We start from the raw sequence: 26837 nt of genomic DNA, 5'->3' as shown, positions 1-26837 counted from the left end.
CGCTACCGTTTACAGTATTTGTGTAAAAAGTATTAGTTAAATTACATTAACAATACATTGAACACGAAAGACTTAGTGGTTCATTTGAGCTTTGATCAAATCACCAATTGTCTTAGGACCGTTGTCTTGACCTGCAGAAGCAGTTTTCAAGTTAGCAACAGCTTCTTTCTCTTCAGCTTCGTCTTTCGCTTTGATAGACAAGTTGATTGCGCGTGATTTGCGATCAACATTGATGATCTTAGCTTCAACTTCTTGACCAACTTCTAAGAATTTAGTTGCATCTTCAACGCGGTCACGGTTGATTTCTGAAGCTTTAAGAGAAGCTTCAACTTCGTCAGCCAACTTAATTGTTGCGCCACGAGCATCAACTGCAACTACAGTACCTTTAACAAGAGCACCACGTTCGTTAGCAGCTAAGAAATCGTTGAACGGATCGCTGTTCATTTGCTTGATACCAAGGCTGATACGGTTGCCTTCAGCGTCTACAGAAAGGATAACCGCTTCAACAGTGTCACCTTTCTTGTAACGACGAATCGCTTCTTCGCCTTGTTCATTCCAAGAAATGTCAGATAAGTGAACTAGACCATCGATACCGCCTGGTAAACCGATGAAGATACCGAAGTCAGTGATAGACTTGATTGTACCTGAAACTTTTTCACCTTTGTCGTGAGCCTTAGCAAACTCTTCCCATGGGTTAGCACGAGTTTGTTTGATACCAAGAGAAATACGACGACGCTCTTCATCAACTTCAAGAACCATAACATCAACTTCATCACCAATCTGAACAACTTTAGATGGGTGGATGTTTTTGTTTGTGTGGTCCATTTCTGAAACGTGTACTAAGCCTTCAACGCCTTCAGCGATTTCAGCGAAGCAACCGTAATCAGTTAAGTTAGTTACACGCGCTTTAACGATAGAACCTTTAGGGTAACGGTTCATGATCGCTAACCATGGATCTTCACCTAGTTGTTTAAGACCTAATGATACACGGTTACGCTCTTTGTCAAATTTAAGTACTTTAACAGTAACTTCTTGACCAACTTCAACAACTTCTGATGGATGTTTGATACGTTTCCAAGCCATGTCAGTGATGTGAAGAAGACCATCAATACCGCCAAGGTCAACGAAAGCACCGTAGTCAGTAAGGTTTTTGATTGTACCAGTAACTGTTTGACCTTCTTCAAGTTGAGAAAGAAGAGCTTCACGGTCAGCTGAAGATTCAGCTTCCATAACTGCACGACGTGATACAACAACGTTATTACGTTTAGCGTCAAGTTTGATAACTTTGAATTCTAACTCTTTACCTTCAAGGTGAGTCGTGTCACGGATAGGACGAGTGTCTACCAAAGAACCTGGTAAGAATGCACGTACTGGACCGATGTCAACAGTGAAACCGCCTTTAACCTTACCAGAGATAACACCAGTAACGATCTCGCCGTCTTCAAAGATTTTTTCAAGTTTAGTCCAAGTTTCAGCACGTTTAGCTTTTTCACGTGATAAAACTGTTTGACCCATACCGTTGTCAAGCGCTTCAACAACTACGTCAACTGTGTCACCAACGTTAACTTCAAGTTCACGTTGTTCGTTTAAGAATTCAGAGCGAGCTACTACGCCTTCAGATTTAAGGCCAGTATCTACAGTTACCCAGTCAGAATCGATGCTAACAACGATACCTTGGATGACTGCACCCTTTTCAACGTTGAGGTTTAATTCGCTTGCTTCAAAGAGGGCTGCAAAAGATTCGGTCATGATATACCTAGAAAAGTCAGCGGTCTTGGATCAGACAAGGCCGGTTTAGTTAAGTATCGACATAGTCCATATAGAACTGATCAAGCTATGCTTCCACTAATATTCATTAATTTATCTTATTGCGCATCAATATATGCGGTCATCAGGTTAAATACAGCGTCAATGTCCAGATCTGAACTATCGATAATGTAAGCCCCTTCAGCCGGCTTAAGCGGCGCAACGGTTCTTTCCATATCACGCTTATCACGTGCTTGGATATTAGATAAAATGTCGCTTATTTTAACATTTTGCCCCATGGCCTGCAACTGCTTTACACGTCGCTCAGCACGCGACTCAGCAGAAGCCGTCAAATATATTTTTGCTTGGGCTTCTGGGAAGATTGAAGTCGCCATATCACGGCCATCGGCAACAAGACCTGGTGCTTGAGCAAATGCACGTTGTCTTTCGAATAATGCCTGTCTTAATTCAGGTACAACTGCAACCTTGGATGCAAACTCACCGACTTTTTCAGTGCGAATTTCATCCGTTACATCATGCCCGTTAAGTAAAATTTTTGTTTTTAAATGATCACTAACAAATTGAATATCGAGATGAGTCGCTATTTCTACGCATTTAACCAACACATCTGGATTGTGAATTGAATCAATTAAATTCAGCTGATGTAATGACAATCCCAACAAACGATACAAAGCTCCAGAATCTAGTAAATGAAACTGGTAATGCTGTGCCAATTTTGCTGCCAAAGTTCCTTTGCCTGAACCGCTTGGTCCATCGATCGTGATAATTTGAATTGTCATTACTTTACCAACTTCGCCTTAAAGGCGTTTTGCTAATTTCTTAAAACCAAGTGTAATAGCAAGTTTGAGTTGTGCAAGAATTAATTTGCTCACAAACGGTGCTCTTGCCTGTAATTCGATCGTGTATGTGACTAAAGTTTTAGCTGTTGAAAGCTCTTTAAATTCAATAATTCCAAGATGATGATTGATTAATGGATTCTTGATAATTTTGTATTCAATACGCTTATTTGGCTCTAGTACAGTAATTTCTTCTTGAATTGGCTTTATTGGGCCTAATCCCATTTTTCGTACTGATCCAATCCCATCAGGACGACTCGGATCAGCTGCATCTTTAATGCGTACAACCTGAATCGGTGCAAATACATCATTATAAGTCGCATGTTTTGACAAAACTTCAAATACACGATCTATAGGCTGGTTAAATTCTTGTTTAACTTGGATTGAATTCATTTTTATTCCTTTTCATTGAGTCCGCTTCATACTGACAATACATTATGTCAATTTTTCCACAATCAACAATAGCAATCATTCCTGATTATTTTCTATTTTTTGTCGTACACGCTGTTGTTTTTTTTGTTCTCGTCTGAATTTAAAAAATTCTGAAAGTTGATGAGCACACGCTGATTGCATGCAGCCCCCTTCAAATTCAAATATATGGTTGTAGTAACCTTGATTATTCAATAGCTGTCGCGCACTGACTAGAGAACCCGCTTTCGGCTCTAAAGTACCAAATACAACACGGTGAACTCGAGCATGAATTAAAGCCCCCACACACATCGTGCATGGCTCAAGGGTTACATAAAGGGTTGCATCTTCTGGTAGACGATAGTTCTGAATTTGATTACATGCTTGGCGAAGTGCGACCACTTCAGCATGAGCAGTCGGGTCATGACTCTGGATGGGTTGATTATATCCTTCACCAATTACTTTTCCTTGACTCACAATGACAGCTCCAACAGGGATTTCTCCCAATTGAGCTGCAAATGCAGCCTGCTCATAGGCACGCTGCATCCATTTTAGATCTTCGGCATCAAATTGAATTTCAGTCAAAATTAAATAATACCGTACTGTTTTAACAAGTTATTCCAGCTCTCGATATTTGTAACTGGTGGGTGCGCACCTAAAATTCCTTTTAAGGACATAGATTCTGCAGGTGTCCATTCAGGAGATAAATCTTTATCCACTAAACGTGCACGTACGCCTTCAACAAAATCAGGATGTCTAATTTTCCAATCAGAAATTTGAGTTTCAAGTTCAAATACTTCTTGCCAAGGATGAACTTGACGCCCCCATTGCCATAACAACCAGGTAATCGCAGCTGTACTTGGTGATCCTTTTGCCAGATTTTCACTCGCTTGTCTTAGCCAATCACTTCGTGCATCACTTAAACCGATAATTGCTTCGTAGTCATTTTCAAAGTTTGCACCACGACAGACACTGTGAATCACGTCTAACGAGATTTGCAGTGGCCCTGGAGAAACTGGTCGATGCAAACTATTTAAAGTGTCATCTAATGCCCTAAAATCACCAGCAGGATAATGATCCCAATCGATATTGATCAACTTTTGTAAAACAACATCGCGCTGAGCATCACAAATATGAGTCGCCCAGCCAATACCATAAGCTCCTGCCGCAGTCATGATCGATCCAGTTAAACCTGTAAATAGACCAATTGGGCCACGATCTGCCAAGAAACGACTAGCACCAACATCTGGATATAAACCAATATTTACTTCTGGCATTGCAAGACGCGAATAAGGTGTAACGAGTCTGAATGGTGCAGCCATAAATAAACCAAGCCCACCACCCATCACATAACCTTCTCCCCAAACGACAATCGGCTTAGCGTAGTCATGCAACAAAAGATCTAGCGCGTATTCTTGTTCAAAAAATTTATTTGCCGCATCAACCTCATTATTGATGACCAACTGACGGAGTTTGCGTACATCCCCACCGGCACAAAAAGCTTTAGGGGTTGTTGAATCAAACCAGATCGCTTTAACCGCATCATCATGATGAAACTTTTCAAAAACAGCCAATAAAGCCGTCACAATAGATTCATCAAGTGCATGTAAGGATTTTGGACGATTTAATCGAACCACTCTCCATCCATTCTGTGCTTCTTCAACAATTAAGTCAGGATGATATTGATTCGTCTCAGGAGATATTGTCATGCTTCCAGCTGCCATTTAATTGGCTCAATGCCATTTTGTTTAAGATAATTATTTGTTTTTGAAAAAACTTTACACCCAAAAAAACCACCTCGGTTTGCTGCCAATGGTGATGGATGTGCTGCTTTTAAGACCAAATGCTTATTTTGGTCAATTCGTTGACCTTTCTTATGCGCGTACGCACCCCAAAGAATGAAAACGATCTTTTCACGTTGCTCATTTAGAACATCTATCGCAGCATCGGTGAAATCTTCCCAACCTTTCTTTTGGTGTGAAGTCGGCTGGCCCGCTTCAACAGTCAATACACTGTTCAGCAACAAGACACCCTCTTCAGCCCATTGGGTTAAATCACCATGCTTGGCAGGTGCTATTCCAAGGTCAGTGCTGAGTTCGTGATAGATATTACGCAAAGACGGCGGTAATGCAACACCCTTTTGCACTGAAAAACTCAATCCATGTGCTTGATTTGGACCGTGATAAGGATCTTGACCGAGAATCACGACCTTTACACGATCTAAGGGTGTGGTGTTGAAGGCATTAAAAATAAGAGAATTAGGTGGGTATATCACCTTATTCGCCTGTAATTCAGATTTGAGAAAAGCTTTCAGCTGATCCATTTTATCGCTGAGCAAAAACTCTGCTAAAGCATACTTCCAACCATCCTCTAACCGAACTTGATTCAGTTGACTTAATTCTTGTTCGGTGAGTTGCATTGTGTTCATCCCTAAATCAATCACAGCTTTAAAGTTTTACTTGTAAATCTACACTTGGGTTCTTAAAAGTTAAGCCTTGTTTCAATTGTTCGTACATTTTAGGATCAGACCATTCATTTTGAATTTGTTCTGAGAATACGATTTGATCAAGCGCCAATAAGCCCATCTGTTCATTTACGATATCTTCAGCAAAACTTTGCGCATAGCCTGTGTCAGTTTCATGCACGATCACTGAATAGACTTCAACATCACCTTCACCATTTTGCGTGACAGTTGATTTCAGTACTTGTTCTGCCAAATAAAAGAAAATTCGAGAAAATTGTTCAGCAGAAGGTGAAACGGGTAATGAAACCCAACGCGCACTAAAAGTTTTACATGCTTGAATATATTCAGCTGAATCTTCTTGCCAAAAACAAATCGCATGATCAAAACTATCATAAAGTTCTTTGATCACACCTTTCAGCAAACCAAAATCATAGACCATTTGACCATGGTCTAGCTTTGAGGCTCTCAATAATAATTCGACTTTATAGCTATGACCATGAATTGAACGCTTACAGCGGTCTGATGTGCAATTTCGCACAATATGCGCGTTTTCAAACTTAAATAATTTTCGAATTAACATATGTCAGAGCAATAAAAAATCATGGGTTAAAATAATTATAGTGCATATTCACACAACTCATCATTAATTTTAACGTTTTAAGCAATTGGCAAAACGTATTAAAAACAAAAAAAATATAAAGCCATCATTCAATTTGTTTAAATTAATAGTTTAGCAATTTAATCAATTGGTTTGAAGAGGTGCCAAACTTCTTGAGAAGACATAAACCTTATCTTCATCACGCATCAGATAACTCGAAAAATATCGCTTTCGATCAGATAGCATGATTTCAATATCTGCTCGATAGAATGCAGATTTAACATCAAAATTATTTTTTGCTGTGCTTTTTGCTTCTTCACTTAACTGACTTAGAGTGTTGAGTTCCCATAGCTGATCTACGGACTCAAAAAACTCACCATTGGCTTTTTTCTGATCCAAATCACGCTGCACATTTTGCACATCCAAACTTGGGTCTATAGCAGCAATAATCATCGCTGGTGCTGTATTAATATTAATTTTAATTTCTTTTAAAGGAATCGCTGTAACATAAGGTTTTATCAATAAAAACTTATCACCTTCAAATCCTCGCACTTGCTTCAACTCTTCAACGCTATGAAAAGGACCATTCGCTGGCAAATAAGGACGCGTTAAACTTAAATAATAATTACTCTCTGCCCCCATCGCACCAATCGTCAAATCATCTTGATCTTGCCAATCAATTACCGCTTCATTCAATTCTTCTGGCAAACCAAGCTTTGTTAATAATCCCTTAAAGTAATTCACCGCATTATCATTCGGCACGCCATCATCTTTGACCAAACTGTTTAAATTAAACTTACCCGTTTCATCAACAATTCGCCCTGCGACATAACCACCATCAATTGGAAATGGTGGCATCGGTTGAGCCCAAGTTTCTTGAAGATTATCTGATTTTGAATTGGACTTAGCATCTTGAACCAATAATTCTGAGAAAAAAGCTTCAGCACTTTTTGCATAATACAGTGCTTGGTTTTGACGAATCACATAAGCCGTATTTTCACTGGTATTGTATTGACGATGGGCAATCGTCGCAGCAATGATAGTTGCCAAAGCGACTAACATTAAAATCGTAATCAGGGCGATTCCTTTTTGCTGCTTCATGCATTTTCCTAATGATTAACTAGATGCCGGTTTTAAATAGTCAGTATTAAGCAAACTAAAAATCCACTCATATTCAGTATCTTGTTGCTTAAATCTAATTCGCATACCTTTAGGCAATAGCCGAGCAACACCATCTTGAGCATCATTACTATTAGAACTTATTGTTGATGCTTCCGGCCACGAATTCAATTCATTCGGGTTTAAAAGCGTGATTTGAAAATCATCCACATTTTCTAGGATCGTACTGGATAAAGGTTGAGTTGTTTGAAGAACATTCAGATTGGGATACTTTAAACGATAAACTTTTCGATCTTGCGCATTATAACGATATTCTATTCTCTCAAATGGAGACAAACCCTGTTTCAGCGGGTCTGTGACCCCTGCCTTACTAAATTGTACAGACTGATCATCCAGTAAAAATGCAGGTTGGATTTGTCCTGCGATATTTGCAGTCAGCGGTACAATTTGCAAAGCATCTCTTTGCATTTGTAAATAACTATCTTGCAAACTGAGAAGTTGCTGTTCATGCACCGCATTGCGATCTTTGACTTTATTTAAATAATCAAAAATTTTCCATCCTAAAGCAGACAATACTGCAAAGATGGCTATGGCAACCAAAAGCTCTACCAAGGTAAAACCTTGTTGTTTACTCTTGATCATGAGTTGGATTGCTCTCTGATAGGATAGTTATAAAACACCATGGTGGTGACACCTGATTCAACTTTACCTAAATCATTGTTATATAGACTCACTTGCACTTCTATTTTCTGAACATCTGGGCTAATAGTCGCTTCTGATTTTTTATCAATTTGCCAACTTAACCCTTGAGAGGTAATTTGCTTCGATTGAGTTCCCTCTAACCATTCACCACTAATTTGCATTGCAGCGACTTCATTTTGTGCGACGAATTGTGCTTTTGTTCGTAAAATTGCATTCGCAGTCGCCTGTGTGTACTGCATAGCTACCTTCGTCAATGACATTGCTGCTACAGCGAAAATAGCCAAAGCCACCACAACCTCAATCAAGGTAAATCCTTTAAGCGCCCGCATCGATTTTACCCAAGTAATCTATTTGAATAAGATCACCAATTGCTTTTTGTTCATAATACATTTGAATTGTGACAGGTTTAACCTCGCCATTGCCCAACCAAATTAATTTCGGTGCATTATTATTCATCAAGTCTGCATTAGTTGCATTTTCAAAACTATAGTCGCTACTTTCGATCTGAAATGAAACCTTTGCAGGTAGCTCTCTCGCAGAAAACTCTGGCATTTCAACCCAAGTGGAAGGTTGACGATTATTATTCGATACAAGCGTCTGCTCTGGACGAGTTAAATCATTATATTTTTGAAATGTATAGCGAAACTGATCACCATTCCATTGTGGCACCAATGCAACCACTAACGATTGATCAACAGCCTCTCGATGAATACGTTTTAAATCTAATATTAAAGCCTCTCTAGCTTGCATTGCTTTACGTTGATCAATCCCACCAATATTCATCACCACCAATGCCGCCATGATGCTGATGATCACAATGACCACCATCAATTCGATTAAAGTAAATCCGCCTTGACGGTGATCTAGAGATTGCATATTAGGCCACTGATTCTGTCAAATTTATCTGTTTAGGCATCATCAATGCTTGATCAATTAAAGCAACCCTTAACGTATCTCGACAGCCTAAATAGCGTTGATAGAAACTCGAATTTAATATCGCAGCACCACCATGAGTAATCGACCAAATGGATGCTAGATAATCCCGAGAACTCATCTTACTTTGAATGGATGCTAGATGATTTTCTGTCATACGAATGATAATTCTGAGTCTACTTTTGCGGATCTGATACATTTCATTAAATAAATGATTAATACCCTGACCAGTTGTAGATAATCGTTCTTCAATTTGATGAAAGAGTACAGTACGTTCTGGATGATGCAAATGGTGCAACATAAAAAAAGCTAAATGTTCAGGAAAGCCTTTTTCAGTATCTCGAACCATTTCTAATAACATGCGCTCATTACGAATAATAAGCAACATGTACAATTCATCTTTACTTTGGAAGTGCTTATAGAGTGTTCCTTTTGCTAAATCTAACTCAGCGGCCAATGCATCCAATGTCATGCCCGCTTCGCCGTTTTCCAAAAGAAGTTGTTCTGCGACCTGAAATATTAATGCTTCTCTCGCTCTAAACTGAGCCTGACGATCCATCTTCACTCTATAAACTCTCTTCTTTCTATTTTCCGTATTAAATTTTTACTGCATTCGTAGAAGATTCTCGAAATTTTGCGTTGTAATAAAGGCAATCTCCTCGACTGACTTATCATATACATCACTTAATGCTTTGGCTACATATGGGACATACTTTGGTTCATTAGACTTTCCTCTATATGGCATTGGTGCTAAATAAGGGCTATCAGTCTCAATTAATAGTCGATCTAATGGAACTTGCTTGGCCACATCACGTAAATCCTGAGCATTTTTAAACGATACTATTCCTGAAAATGAAATGTAATAACCGCAATCTAGAACCGCTTTTGCCGTATCCCAATCCTCAGTAAAACAATGCAAAATTCCGTGTGTCGACTTTTCAGCTCTTATAATATCTATCGTATCCTTTTTAGATGAGCGTGTGTGTACGACCACTGGCTTTTTCACCATCTGTGAAGCTTGAATATGTCGTGCAAAACATTCTTTTTGTTCTTTAACAAATTCAGTACTGTGATAATAATCTAGACCCGTTTCACCAATTGCCCAGACCTTATCTATACTCGCCAATTCAACCAAAGTTTCAACAGTAGCACGCTGCATGACTGCTGGATCTTCACATGGATGCACCCCAACACTGTAACCCACTCCTTCGTGTCGAGCTGCAATTTCTGACAGAATAATATGATCATCCAAATCAACCGATATCCCCATCATTTTTGTGACACCAGCATCAATCGCTTGCTGAATTGCTAAATCGATATTTCCCTCGTAAGGTTCAAGATTGAGCATGTTTAAATGACAGTGTGTATCTACAAACACAAGGACACCTTTTAATTTTTTAAGTCAGAGCCTACATTGTAAAGCTTGCACGTGCTGTTGACATACTTCCAGCGAGTATTTTTTCTGCTTCCATCTTGTAATAGGCTCCTTTATCTCCAGTTAACTGCAATCCAAAACCTTGTGGTTTAATGCCCGATTGCTTATAGGAAATCCAAATCACCTTACCCGTAATTGGTATTTTTTGGGTTTGATTAGGAAGTGTTGCCAAGATAAAAATTTCTTCACCCATTTTGACTGGATGTTTGGTTGGAATAAATAATCCACCACCCTCAACAAAAGGCATATAACTGGATTGCAGAGTTTCGCGATCATTAATATTGACTTGTAATAAACCGCCCGGACGTGGCTGCATCTCTATCCCCTGTATTCAAACATGATTATTGAACATTCATTAATTTTATAAAAAGCTGATCAACAATTAAATTTGATTGAACATTCTGCTCAACCATTTGTTTTGCTTGATGCACATCATTATAAATATCAAATAATTGCTCTAATTGATATTGCTCAGCCAACAAACTAAAGTCTAAATCGCTATTTTTTACATTTTGTTCCATTTTATAGGCAACAAGATCAGCTAATAAGTACTCAAACATAACAATCAACTCGGAAAAGTTGAGTTGCTTATTCCATTTAGAGGCGTACTGCATTGGCATATTTTTTTGACTGACTAAATGATACCAATCATTTATAAACGCACTTCGCAGAGTTAACCATTCACTTGAGGCCAACTCAATAGCAGCTAAAGGCATATCATTCGAAAGGTTAAGCAACAGTGAGCTCAAAGTCTGCTGCTCTGCATTCAAATGTTCATTCAAATATGCATTGGCTTGATCATCAGTCAGCCGATCTAAGGCGTAATGTTGTAGGCGACTTCGTATAGTGGCAGGTAATTTTAAATAATGATCCGCCAAAAGAATAATCACAACACGCTCACCTGGTTCTTCAAGTGTTTTCAATAAAGCATTTGACGATGCGATATTGAGCGCTTCCGCCGGTTCAATCACAATAACCCGCCAACCATCGACGGTTTGTTGCACGAATGGCTGTAATTCACGAATTTTCTCAATTTTAATTTTAGCGTTTTGTTTCTTATTGTCCTCATCCGTCGTGACGTAAACATAATTTGGATGAGTATCTGATTTTAGCCACAAACAACTCGAACACTGACCACAAGGTTGATTTGGCTGCTTATCTAAACATAGCAGCCAAGTAACAAATTGCTGGGTAAAAGCTTCTTTACCACAGCCTTTTTTGCCATAAAAAAGTAATCCATGACCTACTTGAGGAAACCGCTGAGTCAGTGTGCTCCATACATTAAGTTGCCAAGGATAAACATGCTGAGTCTGAGTCATTGACTAATCTATACTATTGGAAATGAGAAATAGGCATTGCATTAAGACGGTCTAAATCTTGTTGCGTATCCACACCTGGTGGTAAGCACACCTCTGCCACATCAATTGCGATTCGATGACCATTTTCTAAAACACGCAGTTGCTCAAGGCTTTCTAAAACCTCAAGCTCACCCTGATCCCATGTCACGTACTCTTGCAGTAACTTCACTCTATAGGCATATAAACCAAGATGTCGGTAGGCTTTAGGATGTAGTATATGTGGTTGTTGCTTTGATCCATCACGATCATATGGAATGGTTGCACGACTGAAATAAAGCGCTTCATTGAACTTACTCATGACGACTTTGACAATACTATCGCGTTTAAACTCTTCTAATTCTTGGATCACTTCACACAAAGTGGACATTGAACATTCAGGCTTTTGCTCTAACAAAGAAGCAACCTGTTGGACTAACGAAGCAGGTAATAATGGTTCATCACCTTGCACATTTACAATAATATCTTCACTCGCCCAACCTTTGATTCGTGCAACTTCACTCAATCGGTCGGTTCCAGAAGGGTGTTCTGCACTGGTCAACACAACATCAATTTGTTCTGCCTTACAAAGATCAACAATTCTTTGATCATCAGTAGCAACACATAAATCATCAAACCCAGTCACTTTTCGCGCCTGATCTACCACACGTAAAATCATTTCACGCCCGTGTATTTTAAGTAGTGGTTTTCCAGGTAACCGCGAACTTGCAAAGCGAGCAGGTATTACAATATGTTTCATGGATATTCCTTATGTGTTTACGATACCGAGTTTTGCAAGCTGCTTATCCAGCAAATCATAACAAGCTGATGATAAAGCTGCTTCAACAGGAACCACCCAAATTTCACGACTAAATTCTGGATGTTGTTTTAACAAAGGGAGGAGTTTCACAGCATCTTTTTCAGTGGTGATGATTGGATTTGAATCTTCAAATTGTAAATCATCAATCTGATAATCATAATGATCAGGAAATTCATGACACTGAAAATGCTTTAAGCCCATACTTTCAAGGGTTTTATAAAAGCGTTGCGGGAACCCAATACCTACGACCGCATAATAATTCAAATCAGTGGCAAAATATTCAACTTGATCTTCGACTGGATTTAACAAGTACGGCGCTGCGACTTGTAATTGCATATACAGATCTGAACTTGGTTGTTCAGCATGCTCAATTACTGTACCACTGCATAACCGTGCTACTGGCTCACGCAAAAAGCCTTCTGGCAACAGTTTCTGATTACCCAAACCACGATTGTTATCCAGCACAATCCATTCTAATTGACGATCAAGTGCCCAATGTTGCAAACCATCATCACTAATGATCAAATCAAGTTGATGCTGAGAGAGAAGTAACTCTATACTTTTCTGTCGTTGCCCACCTACGACCATCGGCACGCCAGTCGATTGCACAATTAAACAGGGCTCATCACCCACTTCATTTGGCTCAGAATCGAGATTCACGCTTGCAGGAAAAGGACCTTTACCACCATAGCCTCGACTAATTACTCCAACTCGAATATTTTTTTGTTGAAGATATTTAACCAATTGAATTAATAACGGTGTTTTACCACTACCACCTACCGTTATATTGCCAATGACCATGACAGGAACTGGTGCAGTATAAATAGGTTTTATACCACGTTGATACAAGGCTTTGTTCAGGAAAAATCCTAATCGATAAAGCAATGACAGGGGTCGCAATACAATCAACCACTTGGATTGCTTATTCCAAGCGTTTTGAATGACCTGCGCAATAGACATGACTTATTCCTCAAAATTACGTTGATGCAGTTGGAAATATGCACCACGCAAATCGAGTAATTCCTGATGTGTTCCCTGCTCTAATATTCGACCTTTATCCATTACCACAATAAGATCTGCATTCTCAATCGTTGATAATCGATGTGCAATGACAATCGTTGTCCGATCCTGCATAGCTGCATCAAAAGCACGCTGAATAAAGTATTCAGACTCATTGTCTAATGCGCTTGTCGCTTCATCAAGAATTAAAATTGGAGCATTTTTTAAGATTGCGCGAGCAATTGCAATACGCTGTCTTTGTCCGCCAGATAAATTTAAACCTTGAGCACCTAATGGTGTGTCATAGCCTTGAGGCAGTGCCATAATAAAGTCATGGGCATAAGCAGCTTTCGCAGCAGCAATAATCTGCTCTTCCGAAGCATCTTGTAACTGACCATAAGCAATATTCTCACGAACAGTTCGGTTAAACAGCACGACTTGCTGATTGACCATAGCCACTTGTGAGCGTAACGCTGTAACTTCGATATCTTGAATATCATGGCCATCGAATTTGATTGACCCTGAACTTAATTCTTGAAAACGAACCAATAAGTTAACTAAAGAAGACTTACCAGCCCCCGAACGCCCCACCAACGCTACAGTCTGCCCAGCTTTAACATTTAAATTGAAATCATGGATGGCATGGAAACCATCGCTATATGTTAAATTTGCCTGATTAAATTCAATATTGCCTTTGAGTTGTGGTTTTAACTGCCCTTCATTTTTTTCTTCAGGCATATCCAATAACTCAAATACTGAATGTGCTGCAGCCATTCCTCGCTGTAATTTTTCATTGATATCGGTTAAAGCTTTAATCGGCTTACTCAACATACCGGCTGCAGTAATATACGCAACAAACTGACCCGCTGAAGTATCCTGTAATATCTCAGGTCTTAAAGCAATCCAAATCACAATACTTAAAGCGATCGCCATAATAAGTTGTACAACAGGACTATTTAATTGTTGTACTGCAACCATTTTTAAACCACGACGCAAGTTTTCGAGTGAGGTTTCTTTAAAACGAGTTTGCTCGTATGCCTGTCCACCAAACCCTTTAACAACCAGATTACCATTCACGGTTTCTTGCACTACATGGTTTACATCACCCATCGTATCTTGCACTTGAGTAGACAGCTTACGCATACGTTTAGCAGCTTTTCTAATCAACAAACCGATTAATGGCGCAAAAATCAAAATACATAAAGTCAAGCGCCAGTTGGAATAGAACAAATATCCTAACAGCGCAATGGTGATCAAACCTTGTTGTAATAAGGTTCTTAATGACTCCGTTGAGGCAGCTGTCAGCTGTTCAACGTTGTACATAATTTTGGCAGTAATATGACCACTAGTGTTATCTAAATAATATTGCGACGGCAATCGCATTAATTTAGCAAAAACTTCTTGGCGAATATTAAAAATTAGATTTCGAGAAATTACCGAAGTGTAGTATCCACCTAGAAATAGCCCCACTCCTCGTACAAACATCAAAACAACAACCAAAAATGGGAATAAGTTCGTGAAACTTCGATCCTGTTCTTGAATGGCATTGATAATATGCTCTAATAATTTCGCAACAGAAACTTCAGTCGCGGCATTCAGCACAAAACCAAATACAACAATCAATGCAATCGTCCAGTACTGTTTTAAGTAACTCAACAAACGCATATAAACTTTAAAATCTTGCTTCACTCACAACCTCTAATTGGTACGGTATCCTTAAACACCTAAACAGATTCAGCACGTATGCAATTTAATCATACATAATTCGAACATCGAATGCTAAAGTCTGCCCCACTCTAAAATCAATGACCTGATTGTATGGAATGATCAAAGTAAACCTTAGCTCAATTGGAGTATTGAGACCTAAATGACTTAAATCTCAAACTCATCTAAATAAATCACATTTACTGCTTTTAAATTAATTATTTTTCATCTAAACAGATATTTAGAATACCATCTAACTCATCAAGTGAATGGTAATGAATCACAAGCTTACCTTTACCTTGCTTATTGTGATCAATTTTAACATCTGCACTGAAACGTTCAGAAAGACGCTGAGTCAGTTGCTCTAAATCAGCTGAAATTGATGGTTTTGGCTTATCCTGTTTTGGTGCATTAAAATCACGCACTAACTGTTCTGTTTGACGAACAGAAAGGTTTTTTTCAATGACAATTTTTGCAATTTCAATTTGGTCTTTTGCACGCAAAGTCAATATTGCACGCGCATGCCCCATATCTAATTGACCTTGTTGGATATGGTCTTTAATCGGATCCGCTAAGCTTAATAAGCGCAATAAATTACTTACTGTAGTACGTGCCTTGCCCACCGTTTCAGCAATTTCTTGGTGACTTAATCCAAACTCTTCATGAAAACGTTGCAATGCCATAGCTTGATCAATTGGATTTAAATCTTGGCGTTGAATGTTTTCAATTAATGCCAACGCAATTGCAACTTGATCTGACAAATCACGAACAATTGCAGGAACTTCATTTAGTCCAGCGATTTGAGCTGCTCGCCAACGGCGCTCCCCTGCAATAATTTCATATTGATGCACATCATCCTCAATTGGACGAATGACAATCGGCTGCATGATGCCATGCTTTTTAATAGAAGATGCTAATTCCTGAAGGTCTTCTTCATGTATAAAACGTCGCGGCTGATAATTACCACGTTTAAGAAGTTTGACATCTACTTGTTTGAGCTGACCATGATCTAATGACTGTGCTTCTAATTGTAATTTTTCTTTTTGAATAGAGCCCAATAACGCATCTAAGCCACGACCCTTTGCTAAGCCTCTTTTCTTCACGGTCATGCTTTACTTCCTTTTTTCACTTTGGTTTTTTTTAACATTTCAGCAGCAAGATTCAAATAAGCCACTGCACCCTTAGAACTTTTTTCAAAATAAATAATCGGTAACCCATGTGCTGGCGCTTCCGCTAAACGCACATTTCGAGGAATAACCGTTTCGTATAATTTTTTACCAAAATACTGCTCCAACTCATCCGACACATCACGTGTCAGCGCATTTCGAGCATCGTACATGGTACGCAATACACCAATGATTTCTAAATCAGGGTTTAACGCTTGTTGAATACGATCAATCGTTTGTGTTAAATCTGCCAAGCCTTCCAATGCATAATATTCACACTGCATTGGAATGATCACGCTTTTAACAGCAGCCAATGCATTTACCGTGATCAAACTTAAGCTTGGTGCACAATCCACAATGATGTAATCAAACTTATCTTCAATTTGTTGGATCGCATCACGCAGAATAAATTCACGACCGTCTTGCTCAGCAATGGCTAATTCAACACCTGCTAAATCACGATTGGAGCCAATTACGCGATATCCAACTTCAGCTTTAGTGATGGCAGTTTCAATTGGCACTTCACCCAGTAAAACATCAGTTACTGAGTATAAGAGATCATTCTTTTGAATACCTGAACCCATAGTGGCATTGCCTTGAGAGTCCATATCAATCAACAATACTCGCTTTTTAAGCACTGCTAATGATGCAGCCAAATTTACAGCAGTCGTGGTTTTACCTACGCCACCTTTTTGGTTCGCAATAGCAATAATTTGAGCCATGGTAACCCCAATCCCTAGAATTTTTAAATTTGTTTAAGTAGCAATAAATGACGTTGTTCATCTAAACGAGGAACGTGAAGCTCAATAATTTCGCAACTCAACTCATCTTTATGGTTTTCAATTTCCTCAGCAGGAATTAAACCTTTCATAGAAGCAATAATACTGTTTTCATGCATAAAAGGACGAGAAGCAGTAATAAAATCTGTCAGTGAGGCGAAAGCACGACTGGTAATTACATCGAATTTACCCAGTTCATTAATACTCTCTTCATTCTCTACTCGAGTTTGAACTGCCACAACATTTTTTAGTTTTAGATCAGCAATAAACTGTTTGAGAAAACGAATTTTTTTTCCATTCGAATCCAGAAGCACACAGCTTCGCTCAGGTTGACATAGCGCGATGATCATCCCCGGCATACCACCACCGGTACCAATATCAAGCAATCGCCCTTCAGGCAAGTCTTTCAAGATACTGAGGCTATCCAACAAATGTTTAACTAACATTTCTTTAGGATCACGAATTGCGGTCAAGTTGTACGCCTTATTCCACAATACAAGCGCATCTTGATATTTTAATAATAAATTCAACGCTTCATCACTGAGTGATAAACCTAGTTTTTTACTACCTTGTTGTAACTCATGAAAAAAAGGATGCATAAACAGTAAACATCTCAATAAAATTAATCAAAGTATACCGTTTTATGCATCGTGGAACACTATTTAACGCTTAGTGAATACTCAGTTAGTTAAATTGTCCTTCTCGAATGTGCTGATCCAACTGCATCAACCTTTCTGGAGTACCCACATCCACCCACGTTTCTGCCATTTTTGCAGCAGAAATTCTGTGGTTGTGCATAGCATCTTTAAGCAAAGGTGCTAAAGGACGCTTGCCCCATTCTAGACCTTCAAATAAATGAGGATGAATCACCGCAATACCACTATAAGTCAAATTTTCGCCCTCTTTTTCTTGCTCAAAAGTATAAGCACGACCATCTAATAGTGTGAAATCACCTTGAGGATGTTGTAGCGGATTTGGTACAAGTACTAAGTGTGCTAGATCTTCTTGTAAATCAAGCTCAAGCAACTGAGCAAAATCAAACTGAGTCCACACATCCCCATTGACGAGGATAAATGGTTCTTCACCCAACAAGGGCAAAGCATTGATGATTCCACCAGCTGTTTCCAAACCCTCATCTTCACGCGTCCAGCGAATGTTCACACCAAACTGAGAACCATCGCCTAAAGCACCGATCAATTTGTCTGCCAGCCATGCCGAATTAATAATAATTTCACTAACACCAATCGACTTTAATTTTTCAATATGCCATACAATTAAAGGCTTTCCACCCACTTCCAACAGTGGCTTTGGTTTATAAAGCGTCAAGGGGCGCATACGGTTACCCAGACCCGCTGCTAAAATCATGGCTTTCATGCAGCTACTACCTCATAGTGACCATACTTGGCTTCAAATGCATGTAGCACTTTATCTTCAACCCATTGAATAAATGGAGTGAGTTCAGCGTAAGGCTTCGACTCTTCGAGTAAATACCACATGACACGAGGCAAGTCTTTTAAATAGCCCGACTTTCCATCACGTTCAAACAATCGCACAAAAATACCTAAAATCTTTAAATGGCGTTGAATCGCCATGAAGTCAGCATCTTTAATAAAGCGCTCTAAATCACGATCAATTTTTGAATCATCTGGTAATAATTCATAGAAGGTTTTAAACCATTGTTTTACACGTGCTGGAGGCCATTGCACGTATGCATCACGTGTAATTGAAATCAAGTCGTAGGTATCCGCACCGATTACCGCATCTTGAAAATCAATTACACCTTGCTCTTGCTCATCACTTAACAGCATGAGATTACGACTGTGAAAGTCTCGATGAACAATCACTTGTGGTTGAGCTAAAGCCGCATTTGCCAATATCGCAAAAGTACGCTTAATCAAACCTTGTTCATCAGCATTTAATCGAATATTTAATGATGGAAGCAACCAATCTGTGAATAACTCCATTTCACTGATTAATTTTTCGTAACTATATTCTGGAAACTGATCCACACCATGAATAGACTGTAATTGAATGAGTTGTTTAAAACTCTGTAAATAATGCTGATCTACCGTGTCATCATTTAAATGGTTTGCTAAAAGCTCATCCCCAAAATCTTCTAGAAGCAATAACCCTTGATCTAAATCCTTTGCAACAATATGTGGAACACGAACTCCATGACGATCAAAGAATTCGTCAATCGTCACAAAAGGTACACAATCTTCTTTTTCTGGAGGTGCATCCATCAACATAAATGATTTATTATTCAAGGTGATTCGCGCATAGCGACGGAAACTGGCATCGCCTGCTAAATATTTTATTTCGAACTGCTCTGATTGAAGTACAGATTGCACCCACGTATGTATCAATTGTTCACGTTGTGTATTCATTTGCTATAAATTCTAGTACAGGCTGAATATTTAAAGTGCTAAGTGTAGCCACTAATCCGTTTTTTCTCTATGATGCGACAATAATTAATTGCAATTTGCATACTTGGTTAATGATATAAATGAAGCATCAGTTTACTTTCAGCCCTTTGGCGACTGCTATTTTAACCTTATTGTGTGGTAGCACAGTCTCAAGTTATGCCGACTCTAAAGACAGTACAACTGAGGTGGACAATCAAGCACTTCAAACTGCAATTAAAGAAAGCTACCCTGGTCAGCGCTTCTTTGATCAATATTATGTCAATAAAAATTCAGCCGAAGCGCAACAACGTAGCACGTTCTCCCCAAGCTCAAAATTTTGTGCTCAAACTTGGTTGACACCAATCAGCCCTGATACTAAAGCAGTTGATCCTGAGCAAGCAACATCGATCATCACCGCTGATCGTGCATATTACAATCCAAATGGTGATTCAGAATTAGAAGGCAATGTCATCATCGATCAGCAAGGTCGTATGGTTCGTGCAGATAAGATTAAAATTGACAATACTCAGACCCATGCCAAAGCTTCTGGCAATGTACAGTTAGCACAAGCGGGTTTATTGGCTCAAAGTGATCAAATTGACTACAATTTAAAAACCCAAACGGGACGCCTCAATAACAGCTTTTATATTTCAGAAGCGACACATGGGCATGGCCGTGCAGAAAATATTGAGCGCACCTCACCCAATATTTTACTCCTTCAGAATGCAACTTATAGCACGTGTCCACCTGAGCAAAGCCCAACGTGGAAGATTCAAGCCAATTCGATTGAGTTAAATCAAGACACTGGGCGTGGCGTGACCAAAGGCACTAAATTATATATTAAAAACACACCAGTGCTGGCTGTGCCATATTTCAATTTCCCTATTGATGATCGTCGTACCACTGGCTTATTAAACCCAGGTTTTGGTTATACAAATGATGGTGGTTTAGAACTTGAAGCGCCAATTTATCTCAATTTAGCACCCAATTATGATGCAACTATAACCCCACGTTTCATTGGCGGTCGTGGATTGATGGCTGAAGGTGAGTTCAGGTATCTGACTGAACAATATGGTGGTGGCCGTATTTGGGGTGGTTATTTAGCACAAGATCGTAAATATGATGATGAAGATCGTAAAGATTTACACCTCGTGCACAATTGGAAAATCAATGACCAATGGACGACCAACCTAGAATATAACTATGTTTCTGATAAAGACTTCTTTGCAGATCTAGACAGCAATCCGAATACAAGAACAGAGTTAAACCAACGCCGCGCTTGGGATCTTAATTACGCGAATGGAATTCCAGGGTTACGCGCGCAACTCAAAGTTGAAGACTTCCAGACGCTAGACCCTGATGTTGATGATGTTGATCGCCCCTATGCACGACTACCGCAATTGCTCGTCAATTATATCACTGGTAATCCGCAAGGACTGGAATATGAATTTAATAACGATACAGCATATTTCCAAAAAGATATTAATGACTTAAATGCTTCAGACAACTCAAATATGGACACCATTTATCAACCAAGTGGTACACGTCTTTATAATGAGTTTTCTGCTCGATATAACTTCCGCAATCAGTGGTCATTCTTTATACCACAAGCATCAGTTCGCTCTATAAATACTTTCTTTGATCAAAATACGATTGATCGTATCACTGAAGAACAAAGAAAAAACACCAAAGATAATGCAGTTATAGTTCCAGAGTTTACTTTAGATGCTGGTCTTATCTTTGAAAAAGATGGAAAATTCTTACAAACCATCACACCACGTGCATTCTATGCTTATGCACCACACAGAAATCAAAACAGTTCACCGAACTTTGACTCAACCGCAGCGTCCCTGAATTACGATCAACTCTTTAATCCACGTCGCTTTTATGGCCACGACCGCCTAGAAGATAATAACTTCTTATCACTCGGGGTAAGTTACAGCCTCTTTGATACAATCGGATTAGAACGTTTACGTGCCAGCATCGGACAAAGTTACTATTTTGAAGACCGTAAGGTGACTTTGAATAATAGTCAAAATGACCCATTTAATACTGAGCGTCAAACTGGTCCTGTGATCAGCATTGCCAGCCAGCTTTCTCAGAACTTTACTGTGAATGCAAACTCAATGTGGATGTCTAACGGAGATAATGCTCAACGTGATCTACAAGTGTATTACACAGGTGATCAAGGTAACCTATACAACTTTGGTTATTTTAATCGTAAGCGACTTGAAGATCGTCAAGACCACTATGACCAAGTTACAGCATCCTTTATACAACCTGTGAAAGGTAATTGGAATTTGATGGGTCATATGCAATATGATCTAGACAACAGTGTTGCACGCGAGTACCTTTTAGGTATTAATTATGAGTCGTGCTGCTGGGGTGTTTCGGTCTATGGTCGCTCTTATTACAATGACTTAGATGATGTTAATGCACCAGACACCAAACAAAAACGTGCTGTAATGGCAGAGTTTACACTTAAAGGACTTGGTGGCTTAAACAGTAAGTTAAGCTCTTTACTGGAAAATCGAATCTTGGGTTTCGATAAAGTTAAACAAAATTGGACGAATTAATGAAGATGCAAAATTTAAAACAACTCTTTAAAGCTTCAGCGTTAGCACTTGTTATTTCTGCATCAGTGTCAAGTTATGCAAACCCATCAGATCAAATCGTTGCTATTGTTGGCAAAAGCGCCATTTTAAAAAGTGACATTGCACAAGGTGTCGCTGAGCTACAACATCAGCTTAAAGCTCAAAAAAAGGATGTACCACCACTTCAGGTACTTGAAAATCAAGCTCTGAATAAACTTATCATCCAAAATGCGCAACTTGAACAAGTAAAACGCTATGGCATTCAAGTTGATGAAAAAACTTTAAATGATGCTGTACTTAATGTTGCTCGCCAGTCGAACAGCAATAGCCTAGAAGACTTCCAGCAAAAGCTTGACCGTATGGCTCCAGGCACTTATGAAAACCTACGTGCTAAAGTCGCTGATGATCTTGCTATTCAGCGCTTACGTCAACAACAAGTGATGTCACGCATCAAAATCAGCGACCAAGATGTTGAAAACTTCCTCAAATCACCGGAAGGTCAAGCTGCTGTGGGTACTCAAGCTCACGTGATTCACTTCAGAATTTCTGGTGAAGCCTCTCAACAAGAACTCACTCAAGTCGCGCAACAAGTTCAAGATGCACTTCAAGCTTCGAATGATGTAGATGCGATACAGAAACAATTTTCTACATCTACAATTAAAGTCGAAGGTGCAGATATGGGCTCGCGCTCAATCGCAGATATTCCAGAAGAACTTGCATCGAGTATCGCTTTAGTTTCACCAGGCAATACTACTGATTTAATTCAGGCTCGAGATGGCATCCACTTGTTGAAACTCTTAGAGCGCAAGTCAAATCAGAAAAAGACAATTGTGCCACAATACCAAACTCGCCATATTCTGATTAAGACTTCTGAAGTGGTGAGTCCTGAAAATGCCAAACACACTATTGACAGTATCTATAGCCGTGTAAAGGCAGGTGATGATTTTGCAGTCCTTGCTGCAACTTATTCTAATGATCCAGGTTCTGCACGTGATGGTGGTAGCTTAGGTTGGGTTTCACCAGGTATGATGGTGCCAGAGTTTGATCAAAAAATGCAGACTGCGAAAATTGGCGAAGTCAGTGAACCTTTTGAAACACAGTTTGGTTGGCATATTTTGCAAGTTACTGATGCACGTCAGCAAGACATGACTCAGGAACAGCAAAAACGCATAGCGCGCCAAATTCTTGGTGACCGTCAATTTGATGCAGAGTTAGATGGCTGGTTAAGAGAGCTTCGCGCAAGTACATACGTTGAAATTAAACAACCCAACCAAAACTAATTTTTTCTTAATTGAGAGCCTCCACTATGGGGGCTTTAATTTTAATTTTTAGGCTGTTCATATAAAAAAAGGCACCTTCATCAGGTGCCTTTTTGATTACTCAAAAATTAACGATTGTTATCGTCTTCTTGAGCATCATCAAATTTTGTTTCGCCATCAAAGTTTGGTGTAGAAGTGGCACCAAAGCCACCTTGACCACCGAAGCCACCTTGACCACCGAAGCCACCTTGTTGACCACCGAAGCCGCCTTGAGCACCAGCAGGAGCGCCTGCAGGAGCACCAGCAGGACGTGGATTACGTGCAGGTACAACTGTTGAAATAGCGTGTTTGTAAACCATTTGGCTTACCGTGTTTTTTAATAATACAACGTATTGGTCAAATGATTCGATATGGCCTTGTAATTTAATACCGTTGACTAAAAAGATTGAAACTGGAATACGTTCCTTACGGAGAGAGTTTAAGAACGGATCTTGTAAAGTTTGACCTTTAGACATGTTATACTCCAAAAAATAAAATCAGCGCAAAAAAACTATCTTTATTTTTCAATTAAAATTTATAAAAAAGATAGTGAGTAAATTTTGCTTTATCCATATAAGTTTCGCAAGTCTTCTTGAGCTTGCTTTATCGTCAAAAAAGTTTGAAAACTGTGCGCTTCTTGCAAAGAACGTAACCAAGTGTATTGACGTTTAGCAAGTTGTCGTGTTGCAAACAAACACTTGTCTTCCATATCTTGCTTAGATTTGAGACTTCTATCACTATTTTTAAGAAAATCTAAAGCTTGGCGATATCCAACAGATCTCGCCGATGGCAAATTATCGTTTAAATCGTATTTTTCAATCAGATACTCCACCTCATTTAAAAAACCGATATCCCACATTATTTTTAGGCGCAGTTCAATTCTTTTGTGTAATTCTACACGATCAGGTAATAGCGCATAATTATTAAAATTGTAACGATATGGCTGTTTTTTAGGCTGTTCAGCTTGAAGCTCAGTGATAGGTCGACCTGTCAGACGATAGACCTCTAGCGCGCGTATAATGCGCTGACGATCACTCACTTTAAACTTCTCACCTGCCATAGGATCGACACGTTTTAACTCTTCGTAGACGCTGTCCCAACCGAATGCCATGGCTTCATTTTCAATTTGTTGACGTACCTTTTCATCAGCATTAGGGAGATTCGTTGCCAAGCCTTCCAACAGTGCTTTGTAGTACAACATCGTCCCACCCACCAAAATTGGGGTCTTACCGCGTGAATGTATTTCATCAATCAGCAGCGATGCATCTTCAACGAATTGAGCTGCCGAATAAACCTCGAGCGGTGTAATAATATCAATCAAGTGATGTGGATATCGTTCCTGCTCTTCTTTTGATGGCTTTGCCGAACCGATATCCATGTCCTTATAGATTAACGCAGAATCCACTGAAACAATTTCAAAATTACCGCGCTCATATAGCTCGCATGCCAAAGCAGTTTTCCCACTCGCAGTCGGCCCCATTAAGTTGATGACTGGCATTTGATTTGACATGTACAATTACTCTCCTCGAGCAAATAATTTATCTAATTGACTAAGTGGAAAAACTCTCCAAGTCGGTCGTCCATGATTACATTGACTTGCAAACTCAGTTTGTTCCATCTGCCTCAACAGTGCATTCATTTCAGAAATACTTAACATTCGATGCGCACGCACTGCGCCATGACATGCCATCCCTGCCAAGATATGGTCTCTTTTTTGTTGTAAAGCACTGGCCTCATCATTGGGATCAAGATCATTCAAAAGTTCTGGGATTAATGCATTAAAATCAGCTTTGTGCAAAATAGCAGGCACACCTCGCACTATCACTTGCTCATCGCCATATTGATCAATTTCTAAACCAAGCCGCGCCAACTGAAGCTTAAGGTCTTCGATACGCGTGGCTTGCATGCGTGTAATTGAAATCACTTTTGGAATAAGCAACTGCTGTGATGTCCAAAATTCAGGTTTATCCCAAGCAGATTTCATTTGCTGCAACAAGATTCGCTCATGCGCAGCATGCATATCCACAATGATCAAACCTTCAGAATTTTGCGCCAGAATATAAATTCCATGAAGTTGTGCAATTGCAATCCCCAAGGGGAACTCATCAACTCTAGACGATGTTGATTCTATCTCAGCATCATGAGGAACTTCAAAATTAGATGACGTTTCTTTCAAAGGTGCCAAATAAGATTTGAGTGCATTACTGATATTAGAATTTGAATAAGGCTGGCTCGGCGCACTATATTGAACTGACTGAGGCTGTTTAACACTAAAATCTGTTAAATAGCCCTCATGACTCGATTCCTGCAACGTCTGGGACATAGGAGGCGATGCTGGAGCATTTTGATGCAGATTAAATTGCTCTTGATAACGTGGTAACTGTACTGATGGTGCGATGACATCTTGATCAAGCTTTAAAGCCTGGGCTAAATCCGCAGTCGCAGTTTGAAATTGCGACAAAGTTTCTTTGGCAAAATGACGTACAAATTCGTGTACTTCACGTTGATTCAAAAAACGAATTTCATGCTTAGTCGGATGCACATTCACATCAATAAATTCAGGATCAACTTCTAAGAACAACAAATAAGCTGCATGTTGATGCCCATGTAAGATGCCATCATAGGCCATTCGCAAAGCATGAGAGATTGTTTTATCTTTTACGATACGACCATTGACGTACACATACTGCAAATCACTTTGTGCTCGAGCATCAGAAGGATGACCTAACCATCCTGATAAGCGCATATTGACACTATCAGCATCGATCCAATACGCATTTTCCGTAAATTGTCGGCCTAAAAGCTGCTGTACACGTTGAAATCTGAGTTGACCACTGTCTGCGACAGGCAAATTTAAACGGATAGTACCATTATGTTCCAGCACAATCCGAATATCGAAATGCGTTAAGGCTAAGCGCCGTACGATTTCTTCAATGTGACCAAATTCCGTATTTGGCTTTTTTAAAAACTTTCGTCTTGCTGGCACATTAAAAAATAAATCTTGTACACGTATGTGTGTGCCTTGCTGAGTAGCAACAGCTTGAATCTCTTGATGATCAAAGGCCGTGCCGTTTACTTCGACCTGATAACCAATTCCTGAATCATCACGACTACTGGTCAAGGTCAAGCGCGAAACAGCAGCAATGGAAGCCAAGGCTTCTCCGCGAAAACCTAAGCTCACAATTGCATGTAAATCTTCAGCAGTTTGAATTTTACTGGTCGCATGACGCATGACCGCAAGCGGAAGATCCTCAGGATGAATTCCTTTGCCATTATCGATAATCTCAATCAGCGTACTACCGCCTTGTTCGACTCGAATGATTAATTCAGTCGCACCTGCATCAATGGAGTTTTCTAGAAGTTCCTTCACCACTGATGCAGGACGTTCAATTACCTCTCCCGCAGCAATTTGGTTTGCTAATGCAGGAGATAAGGTTTGAATTCGATTCAAGCTAAGATCATGCGCCATAGAATTA

28 protein-coding genes are annotated in these 26837 nt (G+C 39.5%); 2 read left to right on the top strand and 26 right to left on the bottom strand.

Features of this window, described 5'->3' with window-relative positions; all coding sequences use genetic code 11:
• Window positions 1–72 precede the first annotated feature (72 nt).
• The 23 genes from rpsA to AC1M89_RS01855 form a co-directional block, all read right to left on the bottom strand.
• Entirely contained in the window at window positions 73–1749 is a 1677-nt protein-coding gene (gene rpsA, locus AC1M89_RS01965) for a 30S ribosomal protein S1 (RefSeq protein ID WP_035264556.1), read from the bottom strand.
• A gap of 116 nt (window positions 1750–1865) precedes the next feature.
• A complete protein-coding gene (cmk, locus tag AC1M89_RS01960; RefSeq protein WP_035264559.1) occupies window positions 1866–2546 on the bottom strand; it encodes a (d)CMP kinase in 681 nt (226 codons plus the stop codon).
• A gap of 18 nt (window positions 2547–2564) precedes the next feature.
• The gene (locus tag AC1M89_RS01955) at window positions 2565–2996 is read right to left on the bottom strand and encodes an SRPBCC family protein (RefSeq protein ID WP_481613774.1); all 432 of its coding nucleotides are present in this window, start codon (window positions 2994–2996) and stop codon (window positions 2565–2567) included.
• A gap of 75 nt (window positions 2997–3071) precedes the next feature.
• Complete coding sequence (gene tadA, locus AC1M89_RS01950; RefSeq protein WP_481596932.1) at window positions 3072–3596, bottom strand: tRNA adenosine(34) deaminase TadA; 525 nt, start codon at window positions 3594–3596, stop codon at window positions 3072–3074.
• A gap of 2 nt (window positions 3597–3598) precedes the next feature.
• Window positions 3599–4720: an enoyl-CoA hydratase/isomerase family protein gene (locus AC1M89_RS01945; RefSeq protein WP_179998211.1), complete on the bottom strand. Its 1122-nt coding sequence runs from the start codon at window positions 4718–4720 to the stop codon at window positions 3599–3601.
• Window positions 4717–5430: a uracil-DNA glycosylase gene (gene ung, locus AC1M89_RS01940; RefSeq protein WP_481589861.1), complete on the bottom strand. Its 714-nt coding sequence runs from the start codon at window positions 5428–5430 to the stop codon at window positions 4717–4719. Before ung ends, AC1M89_RS01945 begins: the two co-directional genes overlap by 4 nt.
• A 28-nt stretch (window positions 5431–5458) precedes the next feature.
• Window positions 5459–6055: a 6-pyruvoyl trahydropterin synthase family protein gene (locus tag AC1M89_RS01935; protein ID WP_481588348.1), complete on the bottom strand. Its 597-nt coding sequence runs from the start codon at window positions 6053–6055 to the stop codon at window positions 5459–5461.
• Between the two features lie 162 nt (window positions 6056–6217).
• Window positions 6218–7174: a type II secretion system minor pseudopilin GspK gene (gspK, locus tag AC1M89_RS01930; RefSeq protein ID WP_481591151.1), complete on the bottom strand. Its 957-nt coding sequence runs from the start codon at window positions 7172–7174 to the stop codon at window positions 6218–6220.
• A gap of 15 nt (window positions 7175–7189) precedes the next feature.
• On the bottom strand, window positions 7190–7834 hold the full coding sequence (gene gspJ / locus AC1M89_RS01925; protein WP_481608412.1) for a type II secretion system minor pseudopilin GspJ: 645 nt from the start codon (window positions 7832–7834) through the stop codon (window positions 7190–7192).
• Window positions 7831–8223: a type II secretion system minor pseudopilin GspI gene (gene gspI / locus AC1M89_RS01920; protein WP_481588351.1), complete on the bottom strand. Its 393-nt coding sequence runs from the start codon at window positions 8221–8223 to the stop codon at window positions 7831–7833. Before gspI ends, gspJ begins: the two co-directional genes overlap by 4 nt.
• Window positions 8210–8770, bottom strand: coding sequence for a pilus assembly FimT family protein (locus tag AC1M89_RS01915; RefSeq protein WP_481595444.1), 561 nt, complete (start codon window positions 8768–8770; stop codon window positions 8210–8212). Before AC1M89_RS01915 ends, gspI begins: the two co-directional genes overlap by 14 nt.
• 1 nt (window position 8771) lies before the next feature.
• A complete protein-coding gene (locus AC1M89_RS01910) occupies window positions 8772–9386 on the bottom strand; it encodes a TetR/AcrR family transcriptional regulator (protein WP_035264575.1) in 615 nt (204 codons plus the stop codon).
• 45 nt (window positions 9387–9431) lie between these two features.
• The gene (locus AC1M89_RS01905; RefSeq protein WP_035264578.1) at window positions 9432–10205 is read right to left on the bottom strand and encodes a TatD family hydrolase; all 774 of its coding nucleotides are present in this window, start codon (window positions 10203–10205) and stop codon (window positions 9432–9434) included.
• A gap of 31 nt (window positions 10206–10236) precedes the next feature.
• A complete protein-coding gene (locus AC1M89_RS01900) occupies window positions 10237–10578 on the bottom strand; it encodes a PilZ domain-containing protein (RefSeq protein ID WP_481587020.1) in 342 nt (113 codons plus the stop codon).
• 25 nt (window positions 10579–10603) lie between these two features.
• The gene (locus AC1M89_RS01895; RefSeq protein WP_481608411.1) at window positions 10604–11581 is read right to left on the bottom strand and encodes a DNA polymerase III subunit delta'; all 978 of its coding nucleotides are present in this window, start codon (window positions 11579–11581) and stop codon (window positions 10604–10606) included.
• A 13-nt stretch (window positions 11582–11594) separates the two neighbouring features.
• Window positions 11595–12356 carry a 3-deoxy-manno-octulosonate cytidylyltransferase gene (kdsB, locus tag AC1M89_RS01890; RefSeq protein ID WP_481608410.1) on the bottom strand — a complete coding sequence of 254 codons (762 nt, stop codon included), beginning with the start codon at window positions 12354–12356 and terminating at the stop codon, window positions 11595–11597.
• A gap of 9 nt (window positions 12357–12365) precedes the next feature.
• Window positions 12366–13376, bottom strand: coding sequence for a tetraacyldisaccharide 4'-kinase (gene lpxK / locus AC1M89_RS01885; RefSeq protein WP_481608409.1), 1011 nt, complete (start codon window positions 13374–13376; stop codon window positions 12366–12368).
• A 3-nt stretch (window positions 13377–13379) separates the two neighbouring features.
• Window positions 13380–15104, bottom strand: coding sequence for a lipid A export permease/ATP-binding protein MsbA (msbA, locus tag AC1M89_RS01880; RefSeq protein ID WP_035264595.1), 1725 nt, complete (start codon window positions 15102–15104; stop codon window positions 13380–13382).
• 233 nt (window positions 15105–15337) lie between these two features.
• Window positions 15338–16228, bottom strand: a complete 891-nt coding sequence (locus AC1M89_RS01875; protein WP_035264597.1) for a ParB/RepB/Spo0J family partition protein — start codon at window positions 16226–16228, stop codon at window positions 15338–15340.
• Window positions 16225–17007: a ParA family protein gene (locus AC1M89_RS01870; RefSeq protein WP_092766214.1), complete on the bottom strand. Its 783-nt coding sequence runs from the start codon at window positions 17005–17007 to the stop codon at window positions 16225–16227. Before AC1M89_RS01870 ends, AC1M89_RS01875 begins: the two co-directional genes overlap by 4 nt.
• Window positions 17008–17030: 23 nt before the next feature.
• The gene (rsmG, locus tag AC1M89_RS01865) at window positions 17031–17663 is read right to left on the bottom strand and encodes a 16S rRNA (guanine(527)-N(7))-methyltransferase RsmG (protein ID WP_481613773.1); all 633 of its coding nucleotides are present in this window, start codon (window positions 17661–17663) and stop codon (window positions 17031–17033) included.
• Window positions 17664–17748: 85 nt separating this feature from the next.
• Complete coding sequence (gene murU, locus AC1M89_RS01860; RefSeq protein ID WP_481613772.1) at window positions 17749–18438, bottom strand: N-acetylmuramate alpha-1-phosphate uridylyltransferase MurU; 690 nt, start codon at window positions 18436–18438, stop codon at window positions 17749–17751.
• Complete coding sequence (locus tag AC1M89_RS01855; RefSeq protein ID WP_481611415.1) at window positions 18435–19451, bottom strand: aminoglycoside phosphotransferase family protein; 1017 nt, start codon at window positions 19449–19451, stop codon at window positions 18435–18437. Before AC1M89_RS01855 ends, murU begins: the two co-directional genes overlap by 4 nt.
• Window positions 19452–19570: 119 nt before the next feature.
• On the opposite strand from AC1M89_RS01855, the gene AC1M89_RS01850 reads away from it, so the two are divergent.
• Window positions 19571–22045 carry an LPS-assembly protein LptD gene (locus AC1M89_RS01850; protein WP_481608406.1) on the top strand — a complete coding sequence of 825 codons (2475 nt, stop codon included), beginning with the start codon at window positions 19571–19573 and terminating at the stop codon, window positions 22043–22045.
• The gene (locus AC1M89_RS01845) at window positions 22045–23343 is read left to right on the top strand and encodes a peptidylprolyl isomerase (protein WP_481608405.1); all 1299 of its coding nucleotides are present in this window, start codon (window positions 22045–22047) and stop codon (window positions 23341–23343) included. Before AC1M89_RS01850 ends, AC1M89_RS01845 begins: the two co-directional genes overlap by 1 nt.
• A 107-nt stretch (window positions 23344–23450) precedes the next feature.
• On the opposite strand, the gene hfq is transcribed toward AC1M89_RS01845, so the two are convergent.
• The 3 genes from hfq to mutL form a co-directional block, all read right to left on the bottom strand.
• Window positions 23451–23837 carry an RNA chaperone Hfq gene (hfq, locus tag AC1M89_RS01840; protein WP_481613771.1) on the bottom strand — a complete coding sequence of 129 codons (387 nt, stop codon included), beginning with the start codon at window positions 23835–23837 and terminating at the stop codon, window positions 23451–23453.
• An 89-nt stretch (window positions 23838–23926) separates the two neighbouring features.
• The gene (gene miaA / locus AC1M89_RS01835; protein WP_481608404.1) at window positions 23927–24871 is read right to left on the bottom strand and encodes a tRNA (adenosine(37)-N6)-dimethylallyltransferase MiaA; all 945 of its coding nucleotides are present in this window, start codon (window positions 24869–24871) and stop codon (window positions 23927–23929) included.
• 6 nt (window positions 24872–24877) lie between these two features.
• Window positions 24878–26830 (bottom strand): DNA mismatch repair endonuclease MutL, encoded by a 1953-nt coding sequence (gene mutL / locus AC1M89_RS01830; RefSeq protein ID WP_481613770.1) that lies wholly within the window; start codon window positions 26828–26830, stop codon window positions 24878–24880.
• Window positions 26831–26837 lie beyond the last annotated feature (7 nt).

It is taken from the genome of Acinetobacter sp. ANC_7635 (assembly GCF_056779945.1).
This window is presented reverse-complemented; position numbering and strand designations above follow the sequence as displayed.

What these genes read in the sequence shown, in the direction of transcription:
- AC1M89_RS01895 (WP_481608411.1), bottom strand. Translation starts at nt 11,581, where the DNA reads ATGACTCAGACTCAGCATGTTTATCCTTGGCAACTTAATGTATGGAGC.
- rsmG (WP_481613773.1), bottom strand. Translation starts at nt 17,663, where the DNA reads ATGCATCCTTTTTTTCATGAGTTACAACAAGGTAGTAAAAAACTAGGT.
- kdsB (WP_481608410.1), bottom strand. Translation starts at nt 12,356, where the DNA reads ATGAAACATATTGTAATACCTGCTCGCTTTGCAAGTTCGCGGTTACCT.
- murU (WP_481613772.1), bottom strand. Translation starts at nt 18,438, where the DNA reads ATGAAAGCCATGATTTTAGCAGCGGGTCTGGGTAACCGTATGCGCCCC.
- mutL (WP_481613770.1), bottom strand. Translation starts at nt 26,830, where the DNA reads ATGGCGCATGATCTTAGCTTGAATCGAATTCAAACCTTATCTCCTGCA.
- gspK (WP_481591151.1), bottom strand. Translation starts at nt 7,174, where the DNA reads ATGAAGCAGCAAAAAGGAATCGCCCTGATTACGATTTTAATGTTAGTC.
- gspJ (WP_481608412.1), bottom strand. Translation starts at nt 7,834, where the DNA reads ATGATCAAGAGTAAACAACAAGGTTTTACCTTGGTAGAGCTTTTGGTT.
- lpxK (WP_481608409.1), bottom strand. Translation starts at nt 13,376, where the DNA reads ATGTCTATTGCGCAGGTCATTCAAAACGCTTGGAATAAGCAATCCAAG.
- ung (WP_481589861.1), bottom strand. Translation starts at nt 5,430, where the DNA reads ATGCAACTCACCGAACAAGAATTAAGTCAACTGAATCAAGTTCGGTTA.
- AC1M89_RS01915 (WP_481595444.1), bottom strand. Translation starts at nt 8,770, where the DNA reads ATGCAATCTCTAGATCACCGTCAAGGCGGATTTACTTTAATCGAATTG.
- AC1M89_RS01850 (WP_481608406.1), top strand. Translation starts at nt 19,571, where the DNA reads ATGAAGCATCAGTTTACTTTCAGCCCTTTGGCGACTGCTATTTTAACC.
- AC1M89_RS01935 (WP_481588348.1), bottom strand. Translation starts at nt 6,055, where the DNA reads ATGTTAATTCGAAAATTATTTAAGTTTGAAAACGCGCATATTGTGCGA.
- AC1M89_RS01955 (WP_481613774.1), bottom strand. Translation starts at nt 2,996, where the DNA reads ATGAATTCAATCCAAGTTAAACAAGAATTTAACCAGCCTATAGATCGT.
- AC1M89_RS01910 (WP_035264575.1), bottom strand. Translation starts at nt 9,386, where the DNA reads ATGGATCGTCAGGCTCAGTTTAGAGCGAGAGAAGCATTAATATTTCAG.
- gspI (WP_481588351.1), bottom strand. Translation starts at nt 8,223, where the DNA reads ATGCGGGCGCTTAAAGGATTTACCTTGATTGAGGTTGTGGTGGCTTTG.
- AC1M89_RS01875 (WP_035264597.1), bottom strand. Translation starts at nt 16,228, where the DNA reads ATGACCGTGAAGAAAAGAGGCTTAGCAAAGGGTCGTGGCTTAGATGCG.
- AC1M89_RS01900 (WP_481587020.1), bottom strand. Translation starts at nt 10,578, where the DNA reads ATGCAGCCACGTCCGGGCGGTTTATTACAAGTCAATATTAATGATCGC.
- AC1M89_RS01845 (WP_481608405.1), top strand. Translation starts at nt 22,045, where the DNA reads ATGAAGATGCAAAATTTAAAACAACTCTTTAAAGCTTCAGCGTTAGCA.
- miaA (WP_481608404.1), bottom strand. Translation starts at nt 24,871, where the DNA reads ATGTCAAATCAAATGCCAGTCATCAACTTAATGGGGCCGACTGCGAGT.
- rpsA (WP_035264556.1), bottom strand. Translation starts at nt 1,749, where the DNA reads ATGACCGAATCTTTTGCAGCCCTCTTTGAAGCAAGCGAATTAAACCTC.
- cmk (WP_035264559.1), bottom strand. Translation starts at nt 2,546, where the DNA reads ATGACAATTCAAATTATCACGATCGATGGACCAAGCGGTTCAGGCAAA.
- hfq (WP_481613771.1), bottom strand. Translation starts at nt 23,837, where the DNA reads ATGTCTAAAGGTCAAACTTTACAAGATCCGTTCTTAAACTCTCTCCGT.
- AC1M89_RS01945 (WP_179998211.1), bottom strand. Translation starts at nt 4,720, where the DNA reads ATGACAATATCTCCTGAGACGAATCAATATCATCCTGACTTAATTGTT.
- AC1M89_RS01870 (WP_092766214.1), bottom strand. Translation starts at nt 17,007, where the DNA reads ATGGCTCAAATTATTGCTATTGCGAACCAAAAAGGTGGCGTAGGTAAA.
- AC1M89_RS01855 (WP_481611415.1), bottom strand. Translation starts at nt 19,451, where the DNA reads ATGAATACACAACGTGAACAATTGATACATACGTGGGTGCAATCTGTA.